Raw genomic sequence first — 18,616 nt, forward strand, 5'->3', positions numbered from 1 at the left:
TCAGAGGCACATATCATGCACCGTTACCGCAGCCATACCTGCGCCGCCTTGCGTAAATCGGACGTTGGTTCGACAGTTCGTCTTTCCGGCTGGGTTCACCGCGTCCGTGACCATGGCGGCATTCTCTTTATCGATATCCGCGACCATTACGGCCTGACGCAGATCGTCGCGAGTCCGGATTCGCCGGCATTCGAATTGGCGGAGACCGTGCGCGGTGAATGGGTTATCCGTGTGGACGGCGAGGTGAAGGCCCGCACGGACGATACCGTCAACCCCAACATGCCGACCGGCGAAATCGAGGTTTTTGCGCGCGAAATCGAAGTCCTGTCCGCCGCCAAGGAATTGCCCTTGCCAGTGTTCGGCGAGCTCGATTATCCGGAAGATATCCGTCTAAAGTACCGCTTCCTCGATTTGCGCCGTGACACCCTGCATAAGAACATCATGTCGCGCACCAGGATCATTGCCGCGATGCGCCGCCGCATGACCGAAATTGGCTTCACTGAATTCTCAACCCCGATTTTGACGGCTTCTTCGCCGGAAGGCGCGCGAGACTTCCTTGTGCCGAGCCGTATCCATCCCGGCAAGTTCTACGCGTTGCCGCAGGCACCGCAGCAATACAAGCAGCTGATCATGATGTCCGGTTTCGATCGCTACTTCCAGATCGCGCCGTGCTTCCGCGACGAGGACCCCCGCGCCGACCGTCTGCCGGGTGAGTTCTACCAGCTCGACCTGGAAATGAGCTTTGTCGAGCAGAATGATGTTCTGTCGACGATGGAACCGGTTCTGCGCGGTGTTTTCGAGGAGTTCGCCGACGGCAAGCCGGTGACGCAGGAATTCCCACGGATCACCTATGACGACGCCATGCGCCGATTTGGTTCGGACAAGCCTGACTTACGCAACCCGATCGAGATGCAGGCGGTAACCGAGCATTTCGCCGGATCCGGCTTCAAGGTTTTCGCCAACATGATCGCCAATGATCCGAAGGTTGAAGTCTGGGCGATTCCGGCCAAGACTGGCGGTTCGCGCGCCTTCTGCGATCGCATGAATTCATGGGCGCAGGGGGAAGGGCAGCCGGGCCTCGGCTATATCTTCTGGCGCAAGGAAGGTGAAAACCTTGAAGGGGCAGGACCTCTCGCGAAGAATATCGGCCCGGAACGGACCGAAGCGATCCGTACGCAGCTCGGCCTCGACGAGGGCGATGCGGTGTTTTTCGTTGCCGGCGATCCGAAGAAGTTCGTCTCGTTTGCCGGAGCAGCACGTACGCGCGCAGGTGAGGAACTGAACCTCGTTGATCGCGACCAGTTCAAGCTGTGCTGGATCGTCGATTTCCCATTCTTCGAATGGCTCGAAGATGAGAAGAAGATCGATTTCGCCCACAACCCGTTCTCTATGCCGCAGGGTGGCATGGATGCCCTGGAGAACCAGGATCCATTGACGATCAAGGCGTTCCAGTATGACATGGTCTGCAATGGCTTCGAGATTGCCTCAGGTGGTATCCGCAACCATCTGCCGGAAACCATGGTCAAGGCATTCGAGGCTGTCGGTCATTCGCGGGAGACCGTAGAAGAGGATTTTGGCGCCCTCTACCGCGCTTTCCAGTATGGTGCACCTCCGCATGGCGGCATGGCAGCTGGTATCGACCGTATCGTGATGCTGCTTGTCGGAGCGAGGAACCTGCGCGAGATCACCATGTTCCCGATGAACCAGCAGGCTCATGATCTGCTGATGAACGCCCCGTCGGATGTATCGCAAGCTCAGTTGCGCGACCTGCACATCCGGCTTAATCCGGTGAAGAAAGAGGATTAGAAACCTCTGCTAACCGACACCGAATAAACAAAAAGCCCGGCGTCGCTGCCGGGCTTTTTGTTAGAATCCCTGCCCGATCATTGGCTGGCGGTGACCGTAACGCCAAGCGTTTTGATCAGCGATTTCGGATCGGCCATGCCACCCGCGGCGATGATGGCGAAAGGAACCGGCTTGGCTGGAGCGGCCTTGATCTCGATGGTTTTCGGATTGTCGAGATAGGTGTTCACCGCCGCTCCGAGCGACTGCGCGAATTCTGCATTGCCGAGCTGGGCAGCTGCCATCGGAAGGATTGCCTTGGCCTGGTTGATCAGATCACCACGCTTGGCTCCCTGTTGCTTGGCGACATAGTCAAGCGCCTTGTATGTGACCGACGCGTCGTCGAAACGGATGGACGCACCCGTGAAGCTCAACTGCTGCATCAGGCCAAGCATCGCCATGCTCTGTGCATCGTCAGGCTTGCCTTCCATGTTCTTGGTCGCTTCCTGCAGACCTTTGATGAAATCGAGCGTATAGCCGGAAATATCGAACTTCAGGCCAAGCGTTCCAGCATTGTCGGCAACGAAGTCCATCTTTTCGAAGTTGAGACGGCCATCGGACACGTTCCATGTTCCGTTTATGTCTATCTTTCCCGAAATGGTCTCGTAGCCAAGCGCCTTAAGCGCATCCTTGGTCTTCGGGTCTTCGATGTCGGAGAGATCCGCCTTGAAGCTCTCGACATTGGTTGTGAATGCGACGGGACTGGTTTGGGTGAGCGGCGAAATTGTTGCAGTCACATTGTCGGCGGTGAATACATCCTTGCCCTTCGCGTTGACATTGAGATGCTTAACTTCCGCCTTCTCGTATTGCAGGATTTTTGCCAGAGGCTCGGTTGCGCCTTCAGCGGGAAGGGTGATGCCTTCGAGGCTTATTCCGTCGACGCTTATCTTGTTGTCCGGTTCGCGTTCCGGGCTGAAATCGATATCGGGCATCGTCAACGACCCGATCTTGAAGCCGCCGCCAGAAACATCGCTGACATCGTTCAATGTTACATCGCCGGCGTTGAAGCTTTCCTTTATCCCGGTCGTGGAGACCTTCGTGTCCTTGAGAATGACCGTCGAGCCGTTGGTTTCGACACTGCCATACTCGATTGTGCCGCCCTGTTCGGCATAAACTGCCTTCAATCGTGCGGCCACCGCGTTGCCATCCACCGCATAGGCTGAACCGGCAAACACGACGAGAGCTGAGGTTGCAGCGAGAACGCGCAAACCGGACTTCAGAGGGTGGATTGGAGGCATGATTTGATCCCTGTTATTTTCAACATTAGAAGCTATTGCATGGGGCGCGGCAAAACTATGACGGGCGCTGATCAATGGGCAATAATTGCAACTTGTGCGCTAGAAAGTCAGATTTGCGGATTGAACGCAAGCTTCCAGCCGTTCATCGCTCCAAATGGCAATAACTGCCTGTGATCTTGGCGAATCATCGCTTGCCCGGGATTCCCCGAATTGATAGTTCATTGACATGGGAAAAAGCCTGATTCCGCCAGACAATGGCGATGATAATGTAGAACCGGTTGATCTGAAGGCGGCTCTGGAAGAACGCTATCTTGCTTATGCGCTTTCAACGATCATGCACCGTGCCTTGCCGGATGTGCGCGACGGATTGAAGCCGGTCCACCGCCGCATCATGCATGCCATGCGCCTGCTTCGGCTGTCGCCTGACCAGTCCTATGCAAAATGCGCGCGTATTGTCGGCGAGGTGATGGGTAAGTTCCATCCGCATGGTGACCAGTCGATTTATGACGCGCTGGTGCGGTTGTCGCAGGATTTTGCTGTACGATATCCCGTTGTCGACGGGCAGGGGAATTTCGGCAATATCGACGGCGATAATCCAGCTGCGATGCGTTACACTGAAGCGCGGATGACCGATGTCGCCATGCTGCTTCTGGAAGGCATCACCGAGGATGCGGTCGATTTCCGCCCTACCTACAACGAGGAAGACGAGGAGCCGATCGTCCTTCCTGGCGCTTTCCCCAATCTGCTTGCCAATGGTTCATCGGGCATTGCCGTCGGCATGGCGACGTCGATCCCGCCGCACAATGTTTCGGAACTCTGCGCCGCGGCGCTGCATCTGATCAAGCATCCCGATGCTACGGTCGAAGAGCTGATGTCGCAGGCCGAGGATGAGGATCCGCTGAAGACCAAAGTTCGCGGCCCGGATTTTCCGACGGGCGGCATCATGGTCGAAACGCCGGATGCCATTCTCGAAGCCTACAAGACCGGTCGCGGTGGTTTTCGGCTGCGCGCTCGCTGGCAGGTGGAAGAGCAGGGCCGTGGCACATGGATCATCATCATCACCGAAATTCCCTACCAGGTACAGAAATCCCGGCTGATCGAGAAGATTGCGGAGCTGCTGATCGCCAAGAAGCTGCCGCTGCTCGAGGATGTTCGCGACGAATCCACTGAAGACGTTCGTTTGGTGCTTGAGCCGAAGAGCCGCAGCGTCAATCCCGACATTCTGATGGAATCGCTGTTCAAGCTTACCGAGCTTGAAACGCGCTTTCCCTTGAATATGAACGTGCTTTCCGCCGGCAAGGTGCCGAATGTCCTTTCACTGCGCGATGTTCTGAAGCAATGGCTGGAGCACCGCAAGGACGTGCTCATTCGTCGCTCGCGCCATCGCCTCGGCGAAATTGAGCGCCGTCTCGAAATACTTGGCGGCATGTTGATCGCCTACCTTAATATCGATGAGGTCATCCGCATCATCCGCGAGGAAGATGAGCCGAAGCAGGAGATGATTCGCCGCTTTGAACTGACGGATAATCAGGCTGAAGCCATCCTCAACATGCGCCTGCGGTCCTTGCGTAAACTCGAGGAGTTCGAGATCCGCAAGGAGTTCGATGGGCTTACCGCGGAAAAGCACGAAATCGAGCAGCTCCTCGGTTCAGAGCCCAAGCAGTGGCAGACGATCTCCTGGCAAATCTCGGAAATGCAGAAGAAATATGCGCCGGACACTTTGCTCGGCAAACGCCGCACGACCCTCGCCGATGCCCCCCAGCATGATCTGACCGACATTCATCACGCCATGATCGAGAAGGAACCGGTCACGGTTGTCGTTTCAGAGAAGGGTTGGCTGCGTGCAATGAAGGGTCACTTGGCGGACTTCTCTTCGCTGACCTTCAAGGAAGGTGACAAGCTGAAGCTTGCTTTCCATGCGGAGACAACAGATCGCATTCTTGTCCTTACGACAGGCGGCAAGTTCTACACGATCGGCGCCAACAGCCTGCCAGGCGGCCGTGGCCATGGCGAGCCGATTCGCATCATCGTCGACATGGAGAACGACCAGGACATTGTCACGGCCTTCGTGCACAACCCCGAGCGCAAGCTGCTTCTGTCATCGCATGTCGGTAACGGCTTCATCGTGCCCGAGGCGGATGTCATCGCCAATACCCGCAAGGGTAAGCAGGTGATGAACGTCAAAACGCCGGACGAGGCGCGTCACTGCATTCCGGTCGTTGGTGACTCGGTGGCGATCATCGGCGAGAACCGCAAGATGCTGGTGTTCCCGCTCACCGAAGTTCCGGAACTCGGCCGGGGCAAGGGCGTTCGCCTGCAGCGCTACAAGGACGGTGGTGTTTCTGATATTCGCATCTTTACGTTGGAGCAGGGGCTGACCTGGCAGGACGCATCGGGCCGTAGCTTCACGCGCGGCAAGCTGGAATTGCTCGAATGGGCTGGACCAAGAGCCACGGCCGGCCGCATGGTGCCAAAGGGCTTCCCGCGTTCAGGCAAGTTTTCGTGATCGTCTGAAATAGTATCGCCGAGTCGAACAATACGAGAATGATCATTCTCGTATTGACGAATTCGGGTCTTTGCCGTAAATGAGAGAGAACGTTCTCTCTCTTATTGCTGCCGCCATGGTTGATAACATCCTGCCCAAACAGCCAGCGAGCATTGCCGACGAGGAATCGGATGGTTCCCGGCATTGTTTCGTCGCTAAACTATTCGGAAAACGGGCACGCAATCGTGAAGCGCAGGAAGAGCGCATACTGAATGCCGCGATGACCTGCTTTATCCGCTCTGGATTTCGCGGTGCATCCATGAATGAGATCTGCTCCGAAGCGGGCATGAGCCCTGGCGCGCTCTACCGCTATTTCCCGTCGAAAGAAGCGATAATCGAGAAGATATCGGCGGCGCACCGGCAGCAAAGCGCTGAAATCCTTGATCGTATGTTGAGCTCCAGCAATATCATCGATGCCGTAACACAGGTCGGTATCGACCATGTGCGGAAGATGTCGCTGAACACAACCGGACCCGGGCCGCGCGATTCCAGCGCACGTCTTTTCGTTGAAGTCCGTGCCGAATCGATGCGCAACGAGGGCGTTGCCGCAATCTGTGAGCTCCACGAAGGCTTGATGCGCGAGAAGCTTCTCGCTGCGTTTACGGCTGCCAAGGAACGCGGAGAGATCGATCCGGTGACGGATATGGAGCTCCTTGTGGCAACGCTGGCGGCAATGGGCGAGGGGATCATCATGCGTAATTTCCCCGCGCAAGGTGTTCCGGTTGAAGCACTGGAGCCAGTGTTCCACGCCCTCGCTGAGGCCATGTTGCGCCCGACAAACAAGTGAATAATTGCTCTCACCCCGGATTTTCCAATGAGCCACTACCGCAAAAAAGTTCTGTTCTCCCTGGCTCTCTCCCTGAGCCTGGTGTCGTCGTTGAGTACCAGCGGGTTTGCTGAAGAGAATGCAGTTCCCGCATCGCAGGAAGCAAAGGCGCCGATTATCAACGTCACGCCAGCCAGCAAAGCCGAAATGGTGGCGACAATCACTGTGACTGGAACAATCGTGCCCCGTCAGGAGGTTGCTGTTGGAACTGATGTCGCAGGGCTGCTCGTTCTTGAGCTCAATGCCGATCAGGGCGATGTCGTCAAGGAAGGCGATATTCTCGCCCGTCTAGACAAGTCCTCGCTGGAAATCCAGCTGGCTCAGATCGAAGCGCAACGTGCCCAGGCCGACGCATCCATCGCCCAGTCCGAAGCACAGATTGTTGATGCCGAGATTGCCGTTCGCCAGGCCCTGGAAGCGCTTGATCGCGCTCGTGCCTTGTCGGCCAAGGGCATCAACTCGAAAATGGAGCTGGATAACGCTACAAATGCGCATGACAGCGCCAACGCACGTCTCAATACGTCCCGGCAGGCGCTTGTCGCCACCAAATCCCAATTGCAGCTGGTTGCTGCGCAAAAGCGCGACGTGCTGCTGCGGCTGCAAAAAGCCGACGTCAAAGCGCCTGCAAGCGGTGTTGTGCTGAGCCGCAACGCGCTTCTTGGCGGCATTGTCTCGTTCAATGCGGGCCCGTTGTTCCGGATCGCGCGCGACCAGGATTTCGAACTGGCGGCCAACATTCCTGAAGTCGATCTGCCGCGCCTGAAAGAGAACATGCCTGTTGCCGTTCGGGTGTCAGGGATGGATGAGCCGGTTGCTGGTCGGGTCCGGCTTATATCGCCGGAAATCACCGCAAGCTCTCGTCTCGGCTCCGTAAAGATTGCGCTCGACAGAAATCCCGCGATCCGGCCCGGCAACTTTGCCCGCGCGGTCGTCGAATTGACACGCCGCGAGGGGATCAGCGTTCCCCTTTCGGCAGTCGTCTATCACGGCCGGTCTGCATTGGTGCAGGTCGTCAAGGATGGCGTCGTCGATAGCCGCAAAATTGAGCTGGGCATCCGCAACGACCGGGCAGTGGAAGTGCTGAAAGGATTGGCTGAAGGCGAAGACGTCGTTGCCCGCGCCGGAACCTTCGTCGCCAATGGCGACCGCGTCACGCCGGTTCGCGTGACGGATGAGGCTACGGGGGCCGTCCAATGAACTGGAACATTTCCGCGTGGTCGATCCGCAACCCGGTTCCGTCGATCCTTCTTTTTGTCGTGCTCGTCGTACTCGGCTTGATGGCCTTTGCCAAGCTGCCGATCACGCGCTTTCCGAACATCGATGTGCCGCTGATTTCTGTCTCGGTCACGGACCCCGGTGTCGCTCCCACCGAACTAGAAACGCAGATTGCCAAGCGCGTCGAAGATTCGGTCGCCAATATTACCGGCGTCAAGAATGTCACCAGCAATCTGACTGAAGGCAATTCGACGACCCTCGTCGAGTTTCGCCTGGAAGTTGATACACAAAAGGCGCTTAACGACGTCAAGGACGCCGTTTCGCGTATCCGCGACGATCTTCCGGCGACAATCAAGGAGCCGATCATCAACTCTGTTGATGTGGAAGGTTCGGCGATTCTGACCTATGGCGTCTCGGCACCGGCAATGACGTCAGAAGAGCTTTCCTGGTTCGTCGATGACAAGATCCTCCGCGACATCCAGGGGCTGAAAGGCGTCGGCCGCGTCGAACGCTATGGCGGTGTAACCCGTGAGGTCCGCGTCGCGCTCGATCCAGACCGCTTGACTGCGCTCGGAGTGACGGCCGCGGATGTCAATCGTGCGCTGAAATCCATGAACGCCGACCTGACCGGCGGGCGCGGCGACCTTGGTACGACCCAGCAGACGATCCGTACGCTCGGCGCGTCGCGGACGCTCGATGATCTGCGAGCCGTGGAAATTCCACTGGCAGGCGGACGTTCGGTACGGCTGGATGCGCTTGGAACTGTAAGCGATTCCTATGAGGAGCCGAAATCCTTTGCCCGGGTGAACAATCAGACCGTCGTCTCACTCGGCGTGTTCCGCGCCAAGGGCGCCAGCGATGCCGACGTCTATGCGCTGGTGCAGGCGCGCATGGACCAGCTGCAGCAGAAATATCCTGACGCGCGTTTCAATATCATCGATAATTCGGTGAACTACACCTATGGCAACTATGAATCGGCCATGAGTTCACTGGTCGAAGGCGCGCTGCTGTCGATTGTCGTCGTCTTTCTGTTCCTGCGTAACATTCGCGCGACCTTGATCGCCGCGGTTGCATTGCCACTGTCGGCCATCCCCACGTTCTGGGCGATCGATATGCTCGGCTTCTCACTCAATCTCATCAGCCTGCTCGGCATCACACTGGTGACTGGTATCCTCGTAGACGATGCGATTGTGGAGATCGAGAACATTGTCCGGCACATGCGGTCGGGCAAATCGCCGTACCGGGCTTCCCTGGAAGCTGCCGACGAGATTGGTCTGGCGGTCATCGCCATTTCCGTAACCATCATTGCCGTCTTCGCGCCCGTCAGCTTCATGAGCGGAATTGCCGGTCAGTATTTCAAACAGTTCGGCCTGACTGTGGCGGTGGCCGTGTTCTTCTCGCTTCTCGTCGCTCGACTGATCACGCCGATGATGACGGCTTATCTTCTGCGTGATCGCAAGAGCCTGCATCATGGCGACCAGGAAACCGGCTGGATTCGCGCCTATACGCGGTTTCTGACTGTGACTTTGCGTTATCGCTGGCTTACGCTGATCAGCGGCGTCGCCATATTTGCTGTGGCGATCTGGGCAATGGGCTTCCTGCCTTCCGGCTTCGTGCCGCCGCAAGATGAGGCGCGCGTTGCCGTCAGTCTTGAATTGCCGCCTGGTGCGCCGATCGAGGAAACTCGCCGGGTGACCGATCAGGCGGCATCGCTTATGCGCGAAATCCCGGAAGTGCAGCAGACCTACGTTACTGGCGGATCGTCGCCGACCGGGTCGCTTGACACGCGGCGCGCCACGATGATCGTCAAGCTCAGTCACAAGAGTGAGCGCGACCGGACGCAGAAGCAGGTTGAGGCCGACATTTTCAACAAACTCTCCGAAGTACCTGATTTGCGTGCGAATTTCGTCAATGATCGCGGCGAGCGCGAGTTCGCTGTCGGCGTTATTGGCAGCAACGGCGACAAGGTGAATGAACAGGCGCGTCTGCTCCAGAGCGCGATGACGGCAACCGGCAGTTTCCAGGCGGTGTCCTCGACCGCTGCGCTCGACCGGCCCGAAATCATTGTCACGCCGCGTATGGACAAGCTGGCCGAACTCGGTATTTCAACGACCGCACTGTCGGACGCATTGCGCGTGGCAACACTGGGTGACCTCGATCCTAACCTTGCCAAATACACGGTTGGCGATCGCCAGATACCGATTAGGGTTCAATTGACGGAAGAGTCCCGCCGCGATCTTTCCATTCTCAGCACGCTGACCGTAACGGCTCCTTCCGGTGTCGTCGTGCCACTGGAATCGATTGCCGAAATCAGCTTTGGGCAGGGTCCATCCTCGATCGAGCGCTTCAATCGCGAACGCCGCATCGTTGTCGGTGCCAATATGGCGGGCGGCAAGGAGATCGGCGAGGGGCTCTCGATCGTCAAGAATCTGCCCGAGGCCAAATCCATGCCGGATGGCGTGCGCATTCAGGAAACAGGTGATGCGGAAGTCATGGGCGAAGTCTTTGCCGGCTTCCGTGACGCGATGATCATGGGGCTCATGCTGGTCTTCGTCGTGCTGATCCTGCTGTTTGGCAGTATCTTCCATGCCTTCACTATCCTGATGTCCTTGCCGTTGTCGATTGCCGGCGTTGCAGTTGCCCTTCTGCTGACCAACAACTCGGTCTCGATGGCGGTGGTCATCGGAATTTTGATGCTGATGGGTATTGTTACGAAGAACGCCATCATGCTCGTCGATTTTGCCATTGAAGAAGTGAAACATGGCATACCGCGAAACGAGGCCATCATCGATGCCGGCCGCAAGCGCGTCCGCCCCATCGTCATGACGACAATTGCGATGTCAGCCGGTATGCTGCCAGCGGCCATGGCTTTCGGCGATGGCGGTGAATTCCGCGCGCCAATGGCCATTGCGGTGATCGGCGGCCTGCTGGTCTCCACTGTTCTTTCACTGGTTTTCGTACCGTCCTTCTATACGATCATGGACGATGTGAGCCACTGGATGGGCCGGGCCTTCTATTGGTCGTTCCGGCCGAACAGTCCGGATGAGGCTACCAAAAACTCCGGCACGCGTACTGTTCCGCTGCATCCCTCGAGCGGGCCTATCGCCGAAGCAGCCGAATAGGTGATATCAGATTGGATGGCGGAGAGCCGCCATCCGCACCCGCTTTCGAGCGTGGTACATTTGCCAGAGTGAGTGGCAGATGAGGGCAGTGATGATGATGACGCCGCCCACAAGAGTTGGATCGCTTGGTCTTTCGGCGAAAACCAGCCAGACCCATATGGGCGTTAGCACCGTTTCCAGCAGATAGAACATCGCCACTTCCGGACCGGAGATGAATCGAGGGCCCGTGGCGAGACACAGGAAAGCGATGGTCGTCACCACCGCGCCGTTGAAGATGATCCATCCGGGCACGGCGACAGTGTAGCCATGCTGTGACACCATGAAGGCGGCAACCAGCATTGGCAGCGCCGTTCCCATGATCGCGGCGAAACCCATATCCTTGCCTGACGAGCGAGTGACGGTAATCGCCAGGGAAAGTATGAACGTAGATAGGAGTGCGACAAGATCGCCAAATACGTGACCGGAGGATAGCCCTTCACGCACAATGATTCCAACTCCGATCAGCATGAAAAACATGGCGACGAAGGTAATTGTCTTTGGCCGCTCCTTCAGGAAAACCCACGACAGCAGGGCCGAGAAAACCGTGTTGAACGCAAGGATAAAGACGAGGTTTGCCGTCCTCGTGTTGTAGACAGCGATCATGAAGGTAATGGACGCAAGGCCGTAGAGCCCGGCCACGACGAACCCGATGCGGCCCGGGACGATTGTGCGCAGTCTGCCGGTTGCAAGACTCCAGACCGCCCAGATGATGAGCGCGCTGATGAATGTTGTGACACTGCGCAACAGCAAGGTTGACCAGGTCTCACCCTGGCCAAGCCGGAGCAGAGGTATATCGGCGGAAAGGACAAGCCCGCCAATGCCCGTGATGAGCAGGCCCTTGCGGTGATCGAGCTGTAATTGGGACATGCGGCGTTTCCGGAATTTTTATTATTATACCGCGTGGTCTAGCGGGGATTGATATTGTCGTCCAGAGCGACCATTGCTGACCTCAGTCGCGACGCTCCCAGCCCTTGGGTCCCAGATGTTCTTGTGGCTTGTAGCGGATCTTGTATTGCATCTTGCGTGATCCCTCGACCCAGTAGCCCAAATAGACATGCGGTAGTCCCGCCGCCGCGGCGCGCTGGATATGATCGAGAATCATGAAGGTACCGAGCGAGCGGTTCGCATGCTCCGGATTGAAAAACGAATATACCATGGATAGTCCATCGCCCATCACATCCGTCAGGGCCACGGCGATGAGCTCGCCTTCGCCTTTCTTGGTGATGAAGGAATCCGGTCCGCGACGCCGGTACTCGATGATCTGGGTTGGCACATGGGTGTCCTCGATCATCATCGCATAATCGAGCACAGTCATTTCCGACATGCCACCCTTGTTGTGGCGAGCATCAAGATAGTGGCGGAACAGGGAATATTGCTCAGTCGAAGGTTCGGCATGGTGGATATTGCCGATCAGGTCGCGATTTCGGTTCCAGACGCGACGCATCGATTTGTCCTGCCGGAACTCACCGGCGAGAATACGCACCGATACGCATGCACGGCAGTTCTCGCAGGCCGGACGATAGGCGATGTTCTGCGAACGGCGAAATCCACCCTGCGTCAGGAGATCATTGAGTTCGCTCGCTCGGCCGCCAACCAGATGCGTGAAGACCTTTCGCTCAAGCTGGCCCTCCAGATAGGGACAGGGCGAGGGGGCTGTCAGGAAGAACTGCGGTGACTGCTGTGGTTGGTGCGTCATTCAAGGTCCTGGAACGGTCTGCAATGCCTATAGAATCGTACGACCGCTTCAAACGTCAATTCAATTATATTGCATTCAGCTGTGAATGTCTTCGTTGAGACTTATCTCAAGGAAAGACTGGTGCAGCGTGTCCCGTTCCAGGTGTGACTGGCTGCATCGAACCTGCCATTGTTCGAACCGCCCCAGCGTGCCTTGAATTCCTTATAGTCATCGGAAAAATCGAGTTCGAGTAATCCGGTGCCGTACTTGTCGGTCCACACCAGCGTTCGCGACGTACCGGTACCTGGTTCCTTTTCCGTCACCGTGCCCTCGACACGGCCGTCCGGTTCGTCGAGTTCGTACGTGCCCGTTATGCGGCCGTCCTTATCCACATTCAGCATGGTTTCCACGTCTTGATAGTCACCACTGGAAATCACCTCACCGCAAAAGCGGCCAGCTGGCGACGCGGCCATGCTGCTTGCAGTTCCAAAACCAAATAACGCAAGCGCCACCAGAGCGAATGCAATTGAACGTATATTCATCATAATCAAGCCGAATGAAGAAGGGCTCCAGATCGGGAGCCCTTGGGATCAGTTGTAAGCGCGGACAACCACTGTGCCCAGAAGCAGGTCATGCACAGTCCGCTTGCGGTCAAGAAACAGCGTTGCCAGCAGAATAAGTGGTGTCAGCACCACATTCAGCCCCCAGAAAAGGACCGTGTGCACGACAGCAAGCAGGCTATCGACTTTCTGCCCGTCGAGCCGCTCCAGCCTTAGCCCCATCATCTGCATGCCCTTCGTCGCCTGGCGTGGTCCGCCCATTGTCGTCGCGACATAGGCAAGGGCAACTGCAGGAAACATGATGCCGTAGAGCATCCAGCCGACGCCAAGCGTTGCCACGCCGAGGATTGCAATCAGGAGCGCCACGGGAATACAAAGAAAGAACACGATCAGGTAGTCGATCAGGAAAGCGAAGACGCGGCTGGTCCGCACACCCTGATACATCCGCCAATCATCCAGGCGGTTGGTGATGATTTCGCCATCAAGGGTCTTCGCGTTCATTTCGTTTCCTGTTTCAATGGGACGGGCACATTGCCGCCCTCCAGAAATTGGGAATTCCAGAACGATAATTCAAGAAGAAATCAGGAGCCGGCTTTCAACCGCTCTGCGACCGTCGGTGCGAAGTAGGTCAAGATACCGTCACAGCCGGCCCGCTTGAAGGCGAGCAGGGTTTCCATCATAACCCGTTCCTCATCGATCCAGCCATTGGCGCCCGCTGCCTTGATCATCGTGTATTCACCTGACACCTGATAGGCGAAGGTCGGCATCGCAAATGTGTCTTTCAAGCGGCGGATGATGTCGAGATAGGGAAGTCCCGGCTTTACCATGAGCGAGTCCGCGCCCTCGGCCAGATCCTGTCCGGCCTCGCGCACCGCTTCATCGGCGTTCGCCGGGTCGATATAGTAGGTCTTCTTGTCGCCCTTCAGCCGCCCTGAAGTGCCTATAGCCTCGCGGTATGGACCATAAAACGCCGAAGCGAACTTGGTCGCGTAGGCCATGATCGCGACGTCCTGGAAGCCATTCTGGTCTAGCGCGTCGCGAATGGCGCCAATTCGTCCATCCATCATGTCCGAAGGCGCAATAATGTCGGCACCTGCAACAGCTTGAAGCACCGCGCCCTTGGTAATCTGTTCGACGGTTTCATCATTGACGATGATGCCGTCGCGCAGGATGCCGTCATGACCATGGCTGGTGAAGGGATCGAGCGCAACATCGGTGATCATGCCGATTTCCGGTACCGCATCCTTGATTGCTCGTGTGGCGCGATTGATGAGGTTATCCGGATCGAGTATGCCCGAGCCTGCATCGTCCCGCCGGGCGGGATCAATGTTGGCAAAGGTGGCAATGGCGGGGATACCAAGTTTGGCCGCACGCTCGGCCTCGCGCACGGCCATGTCCACGGAAAAGCGCTGAACTCCCGGCATGGCACTGATGTCCTCACGCCGGTTGGTGCCCTCGCACAGGAATATTGGCCAGATCAGATCATTCACCGTCAGCTGATTTTCCTGAACCAGACGCCGTGACCAATCAGCCTTGCGCATACGCCGCAGGCGGCGGCTCTGCGTGATTTCATCGACAGATCTCGGCGCGCGGGCCTGAAATGCGGGGTGTTTGTTCATGATTGCTGCCTTGTCCGCCGATCGCAGACATTTTTCCTGTTGTTTGGAATGGTTTTAACAGGGATCGCGCTGTGGACCAAGATGCCAGCCAATATATGTGATCCATTGACGCGGTGCGCCGGAGTTTCCTAACCTCCGGCAGGAATCCTGGAGGGGTGCATGGAAATCGATTTTGGCGGGCAGGGCGAAATCGTGTTCGAACGGCGGGGCAAGGCCGGCCTGGTGCGTCTGACGCGACCCAAGGCGCTGAACGCATTGACCCGAACCATGGTCAATGCATTTCACCGGGCGCTCATCGCCTGGTCGACCGATCCCGACGTTCATTGTGTTGTTGTCGAGGGTGAGGGCCGCGCCTTTTGCGCCGGCGGTGACATCCTTGCTGTCTTTCACGCTGGCCGGTCGGGTAGCCCACTCTATGAATTCTTTGCGGACGAATACCGGCTTAACGCCTATATCAGGCACTTTCCAAAGCCCTATATTTCCTTGATTGATGGTATCTGCATGGGTGGCGGCGTTGGCATTTCTGTTCATGGCTCGCATCGAGTCGTAACGGAAAACATCATGTTCGCCATGCCGGAGGTCGGTATCGGCTTCTTTCCGGATGTCGGTGGCAGCGCCTTTCTGCCGCATCTGCCTGAGCACTTCGGCACCTATCTTGCCTTGACCGGCAATCGCATCCGGCAAGGGGATTGCCTGCAAAGTGGCATCGCCACCCATGCGATCAAGGCCGAGGACAAGGAAAGGGTGCGGCGGAGTCTGATCAGAACCGGCAATCCCGACATAGCTTTGCGGGGCAAAATCATTAATCCAGACTTTGAAACGCCCGAGAAAATCCGCGATATGATAGGTGTTCTGTTCGATTCGCGCACACTTGGTGGTTGTCTTATCCGCCTTGCGGCCGCAGGAGTGAACGGGAACGAGTGGGCGCAGCAGGTTCTTGATCTCATTAATGCGCGCTCCCCGACCAGTCTGCACGTGACGTTCAGACAGATCGAGGAGGGACGTGATCTCGAGATGGATCAATGCATGCAGATGGAGTACCGGATTTTGTCACGCATGCTCGAGAATCACGACTTCTACGAAGGCGTACGCGCTCTTCTCGTCGACAAGGACAATGCACCTGCATGGCAGCCTGCGAGTATTGACGACGTTACGCCGGAAATGGTGAATGCCTATTTCGCGTCACTGGGCGAGCGGGAACTGCAATTGACATGAACGAAAGACCAACGCACCTGCCATTCGACCCGACGATGGCCCAGATGGGCTTTGTCTGGTTCCTGCGGCTTGTTTCAATCTATTGTCTTGTCGCGGGTGTCGGTTATTGGGCGCAACTCAGTGGCTATTACGAGGGGATGCTGTGGCGCTTCGACCTCATGCCCTGGCAGTGGAAAGTCGCTTCAGTGTCGCTCGCAATGCTTTATCCCGTGGCTTCCACCGGGCTATGGATGATGGTTTCCTGGGGGCCGGTCATCTGGTTTGTTGCTGCACTGGGTGAAACGTTGATGTTCACGGTCTTCTCCAATTATTTCTTCTACAGACCACAGATCGCCATCGTGCATGGCTGCGTGGCTTTTCTTTATATCTGCTTCCGCGCCGTAATTTTTCTGCAGAAACGCCAGCAGGCGAAGCCGGTGCGATAGAGCAAAGCCAGGAAAAGTGGGCACCGGTTTTCCGTCCGGTTTTGCGGCAGGCGATGAGCAAAGCCAAGAAAAGTGGGCACCGGTTTTCCGTCCGGTTTTGCGGCAGGCGATGAGCAAAGCCAGGAAAAGTGGGCATCGGTTTTCCGTCCGGTTTTGCGGCAGACGATGAGCAAAGCCAGCACCGGTTTTCCGTCTGGTTTTGCGAATGGCGTGACTGCCGGGTAAGTCTTCATTAAGATTGAATTTGATTCATTCACGGTAAGGTACTGTTAAGTCTGTGTTTTAAGTCGAATTTTATGCGTATTGGATAGTGTTGCCTCAACGGTGAGAAAAATACACCGAAACAACAGTGAGGCAGGTAATATGAACAACACACAAAGAAAGTCTGGCGCAAGCTCGCATTCAACACCACGTGACACAGCATTGCGGACACTTTATCTTGAGGCGCTTCAGTTGGTCGAACGGTTACATCGCCGTTTGCTTGATGTGGTCAAGGATGAATTTGACCGCAATGGCCGCAGCGACATCAATGCAATTCAGGCATTGCTGCTTTTCAACATCGGCAATGCAGAATTGACCGCCGGTGAATTGCGCAGCCGCGGATACTATCTGGGTTCGAACGTTTCCTACAATCTGAAGAAACTCGTTGAACTTGGCTTCATATCCCATGAGCGTTCACGCACCGATCGCCGCTCGGTTCGGGTCAGTCTGACCGAAAAAGGTTCTGAGGTCGCGGAACTGGTTGCGGGTCTGTACGAACGTCACATTGCTTCGATCGAACACGTCGGGGGCATCAAGGCGGAAGAATTCCAGTCCATGAACAAGGCTCTTCAGCGTCTCGATCGTTTCTGGAACGACTCCATCGCCTATCGCATGTAGGGGATGGCGCCCTGTAATTGCATCACTGCGGAATTTAAAGTGCTACGGAAAGGCGTAACGATGTATGAGATTGCATACCGGTGCACCCGTTTTCGTGGCACTTCCGTCCCCGCCCTAGAATGGGATTTCGTCATCCAAATCCCGGTTAATCTTCGGGCCTTCAATTTGCTTGCGCGGCGCTTCGAGCTTTTTTTGCTCTTCGGGGGCAGGTAGCTGCTGCTGTTCCGGCTCTTTTTCCTTGGCAGAGCCCATTAGCTCGTTGATGCTGTTCACAAGCTCAGTAACGGGTTTTACGGCCTCGCCAAGCTTCTTTGCAAGGTTCGCTACGTCAATTCCCATTAGATACGCGTTGTCGAACCGTGTGCGGGCTTTATCTACATCAGCGGCGAACGCATTGAGCTTCTTGAATAGCGAGTTCTTTTTCCGCTCTTCGATATCGATGTTCTCAAGAGCTTCGCGTATCTGCCCGACTAGGAAATGAATGCGCTTCTTGTCTGCCGGTGCCAGGGCAACCGAGTAGACTTTCCTCCGCCTTGATTTTCGGATTTTCAGGCTGGTCAGGTAGCGTTCTACCGAAAGCGCGAATTCGTCAAACTCATCGAATATGCGCCCTCGCGGGGGCACTGCCCATGCCGCAAAAGGTTCGATATTGAACGCTTCTGCAGCACCTATAACCCTGTTCATAAATGTTATGTGGGCCTGCGTGGTGTCTGTATTTTGATCGGCATGATTGAGATAATCGTCCAGGTCTCCCTGATAGCGATGCACCAACTCCGCGAAAGCTATTTCGTCGTCGTCATCAAGCTCATTGAATTCATCCAGAATAGAAGCCATCGACACCCTCACCATTTACAAAAGAAATAGTGGGGTTTGGACGCTGCTACAATGGCAGGGCGGTCTAGCGTAGGAATTTTCCCATTCTATCCACATAATCGACAAGTCTAGGCTTGTATAAGTCGCAAGAAATGGCCAAGTACCAGCGATCGATTTTCAGAGCTTGGTAATAACCGTACCATCAAACTGCATCGACACTGTTTGGGCGTGGCCGCTCATTGGCGGACTTTCCACTGAGATATGCAAGGAATTTGCAATTGACTGGTTGGAAGGACTTAAGATGACAAAACTCGCTCAGGTTGCATTGGGGCTGTTCACGGCACTGTGGGGTCCGTAAGGATATGAGCGAACCGCGCCTAAACAAATCGCGATACAGGAACTTGATACGGCCGATCCAAGAGATGCCGAGAAGCACCGGGAAACCAGTCACCCCGCTCCAAATTAATGGCCCTAACGAAAGCTGGGGCCATGTTGGTCAAAGTCTTCCAGTCATTAATCCGCCATAATGGCGTGGAAATGCGGCTTCAGATATTTCATGTTCAGTGCAGCACCAACGACGGCTCGGTGAGGGCTGGTCCGCAG

At 56.3% G+C, this 18,616-nt stretch carries 15 protein-coding genes; 8 read left to right on the forward strand and 7 right to left on the reverse strand.

The features are described 5' to 3' along the window. Positions 1-15: 15 nt before the first annotated feature. Positions 16-1,806 carry an aspartate--tRNA ligase gene (gene aspS, locus CU103_RS15220; RefSeq protein ID WP_106664887.1) on the forward strand — a complete coding sequence of 597 codons (1,791 nt, stop codon included), beginning with the start codon at positions 16-18 and terminating at the stop codon, positions 1,804-1,806. A 77-nt stretch (positions 1,807-1,883) separates the two neighbouring features. On the opposite strand, the gene CU103_RS15225 is transcribed toward aspS, so the two are convergent. Further along, positions 1,884-3,080, reverse strand: coding sequence for a hypothetical protein (locus CU103_RS15225; RefSeq protein WP_106664888.1), 1,197 nt, complete (start codon positions 3,078-3,080; stop codon positions 1,884-1,886). Between the two features lie 226 nt (positions 3,081-3,306). Here CU103_RS15225 and parC point away from each other — a divergent pair, with 226 nt between their 5' ends. The 4 genes from parC (at position 3,307) to CU103_RS15245 (ending at position 10,788) form a co-directional block, all read left to right on the forward strand. After that, positions 3,307-5,586 carry a DNA topoisomerase IV subunit A gene (gene parC, locus CU103_RS15230; RefSeq protein ID WP_106664889.1) on the forward strand — a complete coding sequence of 760 codons (2,280 nt, stop codon included), beginning with the start codon at positions 3,307-3,309 and terminating at the stop codon, positions 5,584-5,586. Positions 5,587-5,665: 79 nt separating this feature from the next. Further along, entirely contained in the window at positions 5,666-6,412 is a 747-nt protein-coding gene (locus tag CU103_RS31430) for a TetR/AcrR family transcriptional regulator (RefSeq protein ID WP_170117041.1), read from the forward strand. Positions 6,413-6,439: 27 nt separating this feature from the next. After that, positions 6,440-7,648 (forward strand): efflux RND transporter periplasmic adaptor subunit, encoded by a 1,209-nt coding sequence (locus tag CU103_RS15240; RefSeq protein ID WP_106664890.1) that lies wholly within the window; start codon positions 6,440-6,442, stop codon positions 7,646-7,648. Then, positions 7,645-10,788, forward strand: a complete 3,144-nt coding sequence (locus CU103_RS15245; RefSeq protein WP_245448814.1) for an efflux RND transporter permease subunit — start codon at positions 7,645-7,647, stop codon at positions 10,786-10,788. The genes CU103_RS15240 and CU103_RS15245 overlap by 4 nt, the downstream gene beginning before the upstream one ends. Before the next feature lie 6 nt (positions 10,789-10,794). Here CU103_RS15245 and CU103_RS15250 read toward each other — a convergent pair whose 3' ends face one another. From CU103_RS15250 to hemB, 5 genes are all read right to left on the reverse strand, one after another. Next, positions 10,795-11,694, reverse strand: coding sequence for a DMT family transporter (locus CU103_RS15250; RefSeq protein WP_106664891.1), 900 nt, complete (start codon positions 11,692-11,694; stop codon positions 10,795-10,797). Positions 11,695-11,776: 82 nt separating this feature from the next. After that, positions 11,777-12,523 carry an arginyltransferase gene (locus tag CU103_RS15255; protein WP_106664892.1) on the reverse strand — a complete coding sequence of 249 codons (747 nt, stop codon included), beginning with the start codon at positions 12,521-12,523 and terminating at the stop codon, positions 11,777-11,779. Between the two features lie 101 nt (positions 12,524-12,624). Beyond that, positions 12,625-12,975, reverse strand: a complete 351-nt coding sequence (locus tag CU103_RS15260) for a hypothetical protein (RefSeq protein WP_146147804.1) — start codon at positions 12,973-12,975, stop codon at positions 12,625-12,627. Positions 12,976-13,092: 117 nt separating this feature from the next. Continuing rightward, positions 13,093-13,563, reverse strand: coding sequence for an RDD family protein (locus CU103_RS15265; protein WP_106664894.1), 471 nt, complete (start codon positions 13,561-13,563; stop codon positions 13,093-13,095). 80 nt (positions 13,564-13,643) lie between these two features. Then, positions 13,644-14,681, reverse strand: a complete 1,038-nt coding sequence (gene hemB / locus CU103_RS15270; protein ID WP_106664895.1) for a porphobilinogen synthase — start codon at positions 14,679-14,681, stop codon at positions 13,644-13,646. 159 nt (positions 14,682-14,840) lie between these two features. On the opposite strand from hemB, the gene CU103_RS15275 reads away from it, so the two are divergent. From CU103_RS15275 to ldtR, 3 genes are all read left to right on the forward strand, one after another. Further along, complete coding sequence (locus CU103_RS15275; protein ID WP_106664896.1) at positions 14,841-15,896, forward strand: enoyl-CoA hydratase/isomerase family protein; 1,056 nt, start codon at positions 14,841-14,843, stop codon at positions 15,894-15,896. Beyond that, complete coding sequence (locus CU103_RS15280; RefSeq protein WP_106664897.1) at positions 15,893-16,321, forward strand: DUF6163 family protein; 429 nt, start codon at positions 15,893-15,895, stop codon at positions 16,319-16,321. The genes CU103_RS15275 and CU103_RS15280 overlap by 4 nt, the downstream gene beginning before the upstream one ends. Positions 16,322-16,684: 363 nt before the next feature. Next, positions 16,685-17,200 (forward strand): transcriptional regulator LdtR, encoded by a 516-nt coding sequence (gene ldtR / locus CU103_RS15285; protein ID WP_106664898.1) that lies wholly within the window; start codon positions 16,685-16,687, stop codon positions 17,198-17,200. A 114-nt stretch (positions 17,201-17,314) separates the two neighbouring features. Here ldtR and CU103_RS15290 read toward each other — a convergent pair whose 3' ends face one another. Beyond that, on the reverse strand, positions 17,315-18,034 hold the full coding sequence (locus CU103_RS15290) for a hypothetical protein (protein WP_106664899.1): 720 nt from the start codon (positions 18,032-18,034) through the stop codon (positions 17,315-17,317). Between the last annotated feature and the right edge of the window lie 582 nt (positions 18,035-18,616).

Origin of the sequence: Phyllobacterium sophorae (genome assembly GCF_003010965.1) — a bacterium.
GTDB classification, from domain to species: Bacteria; Pseudomonadota; Alphaproteobacteria; order Rhizobiales; family Rhizobiaceae; genus Phyllobacterium; species Phyllobacterium sophorae.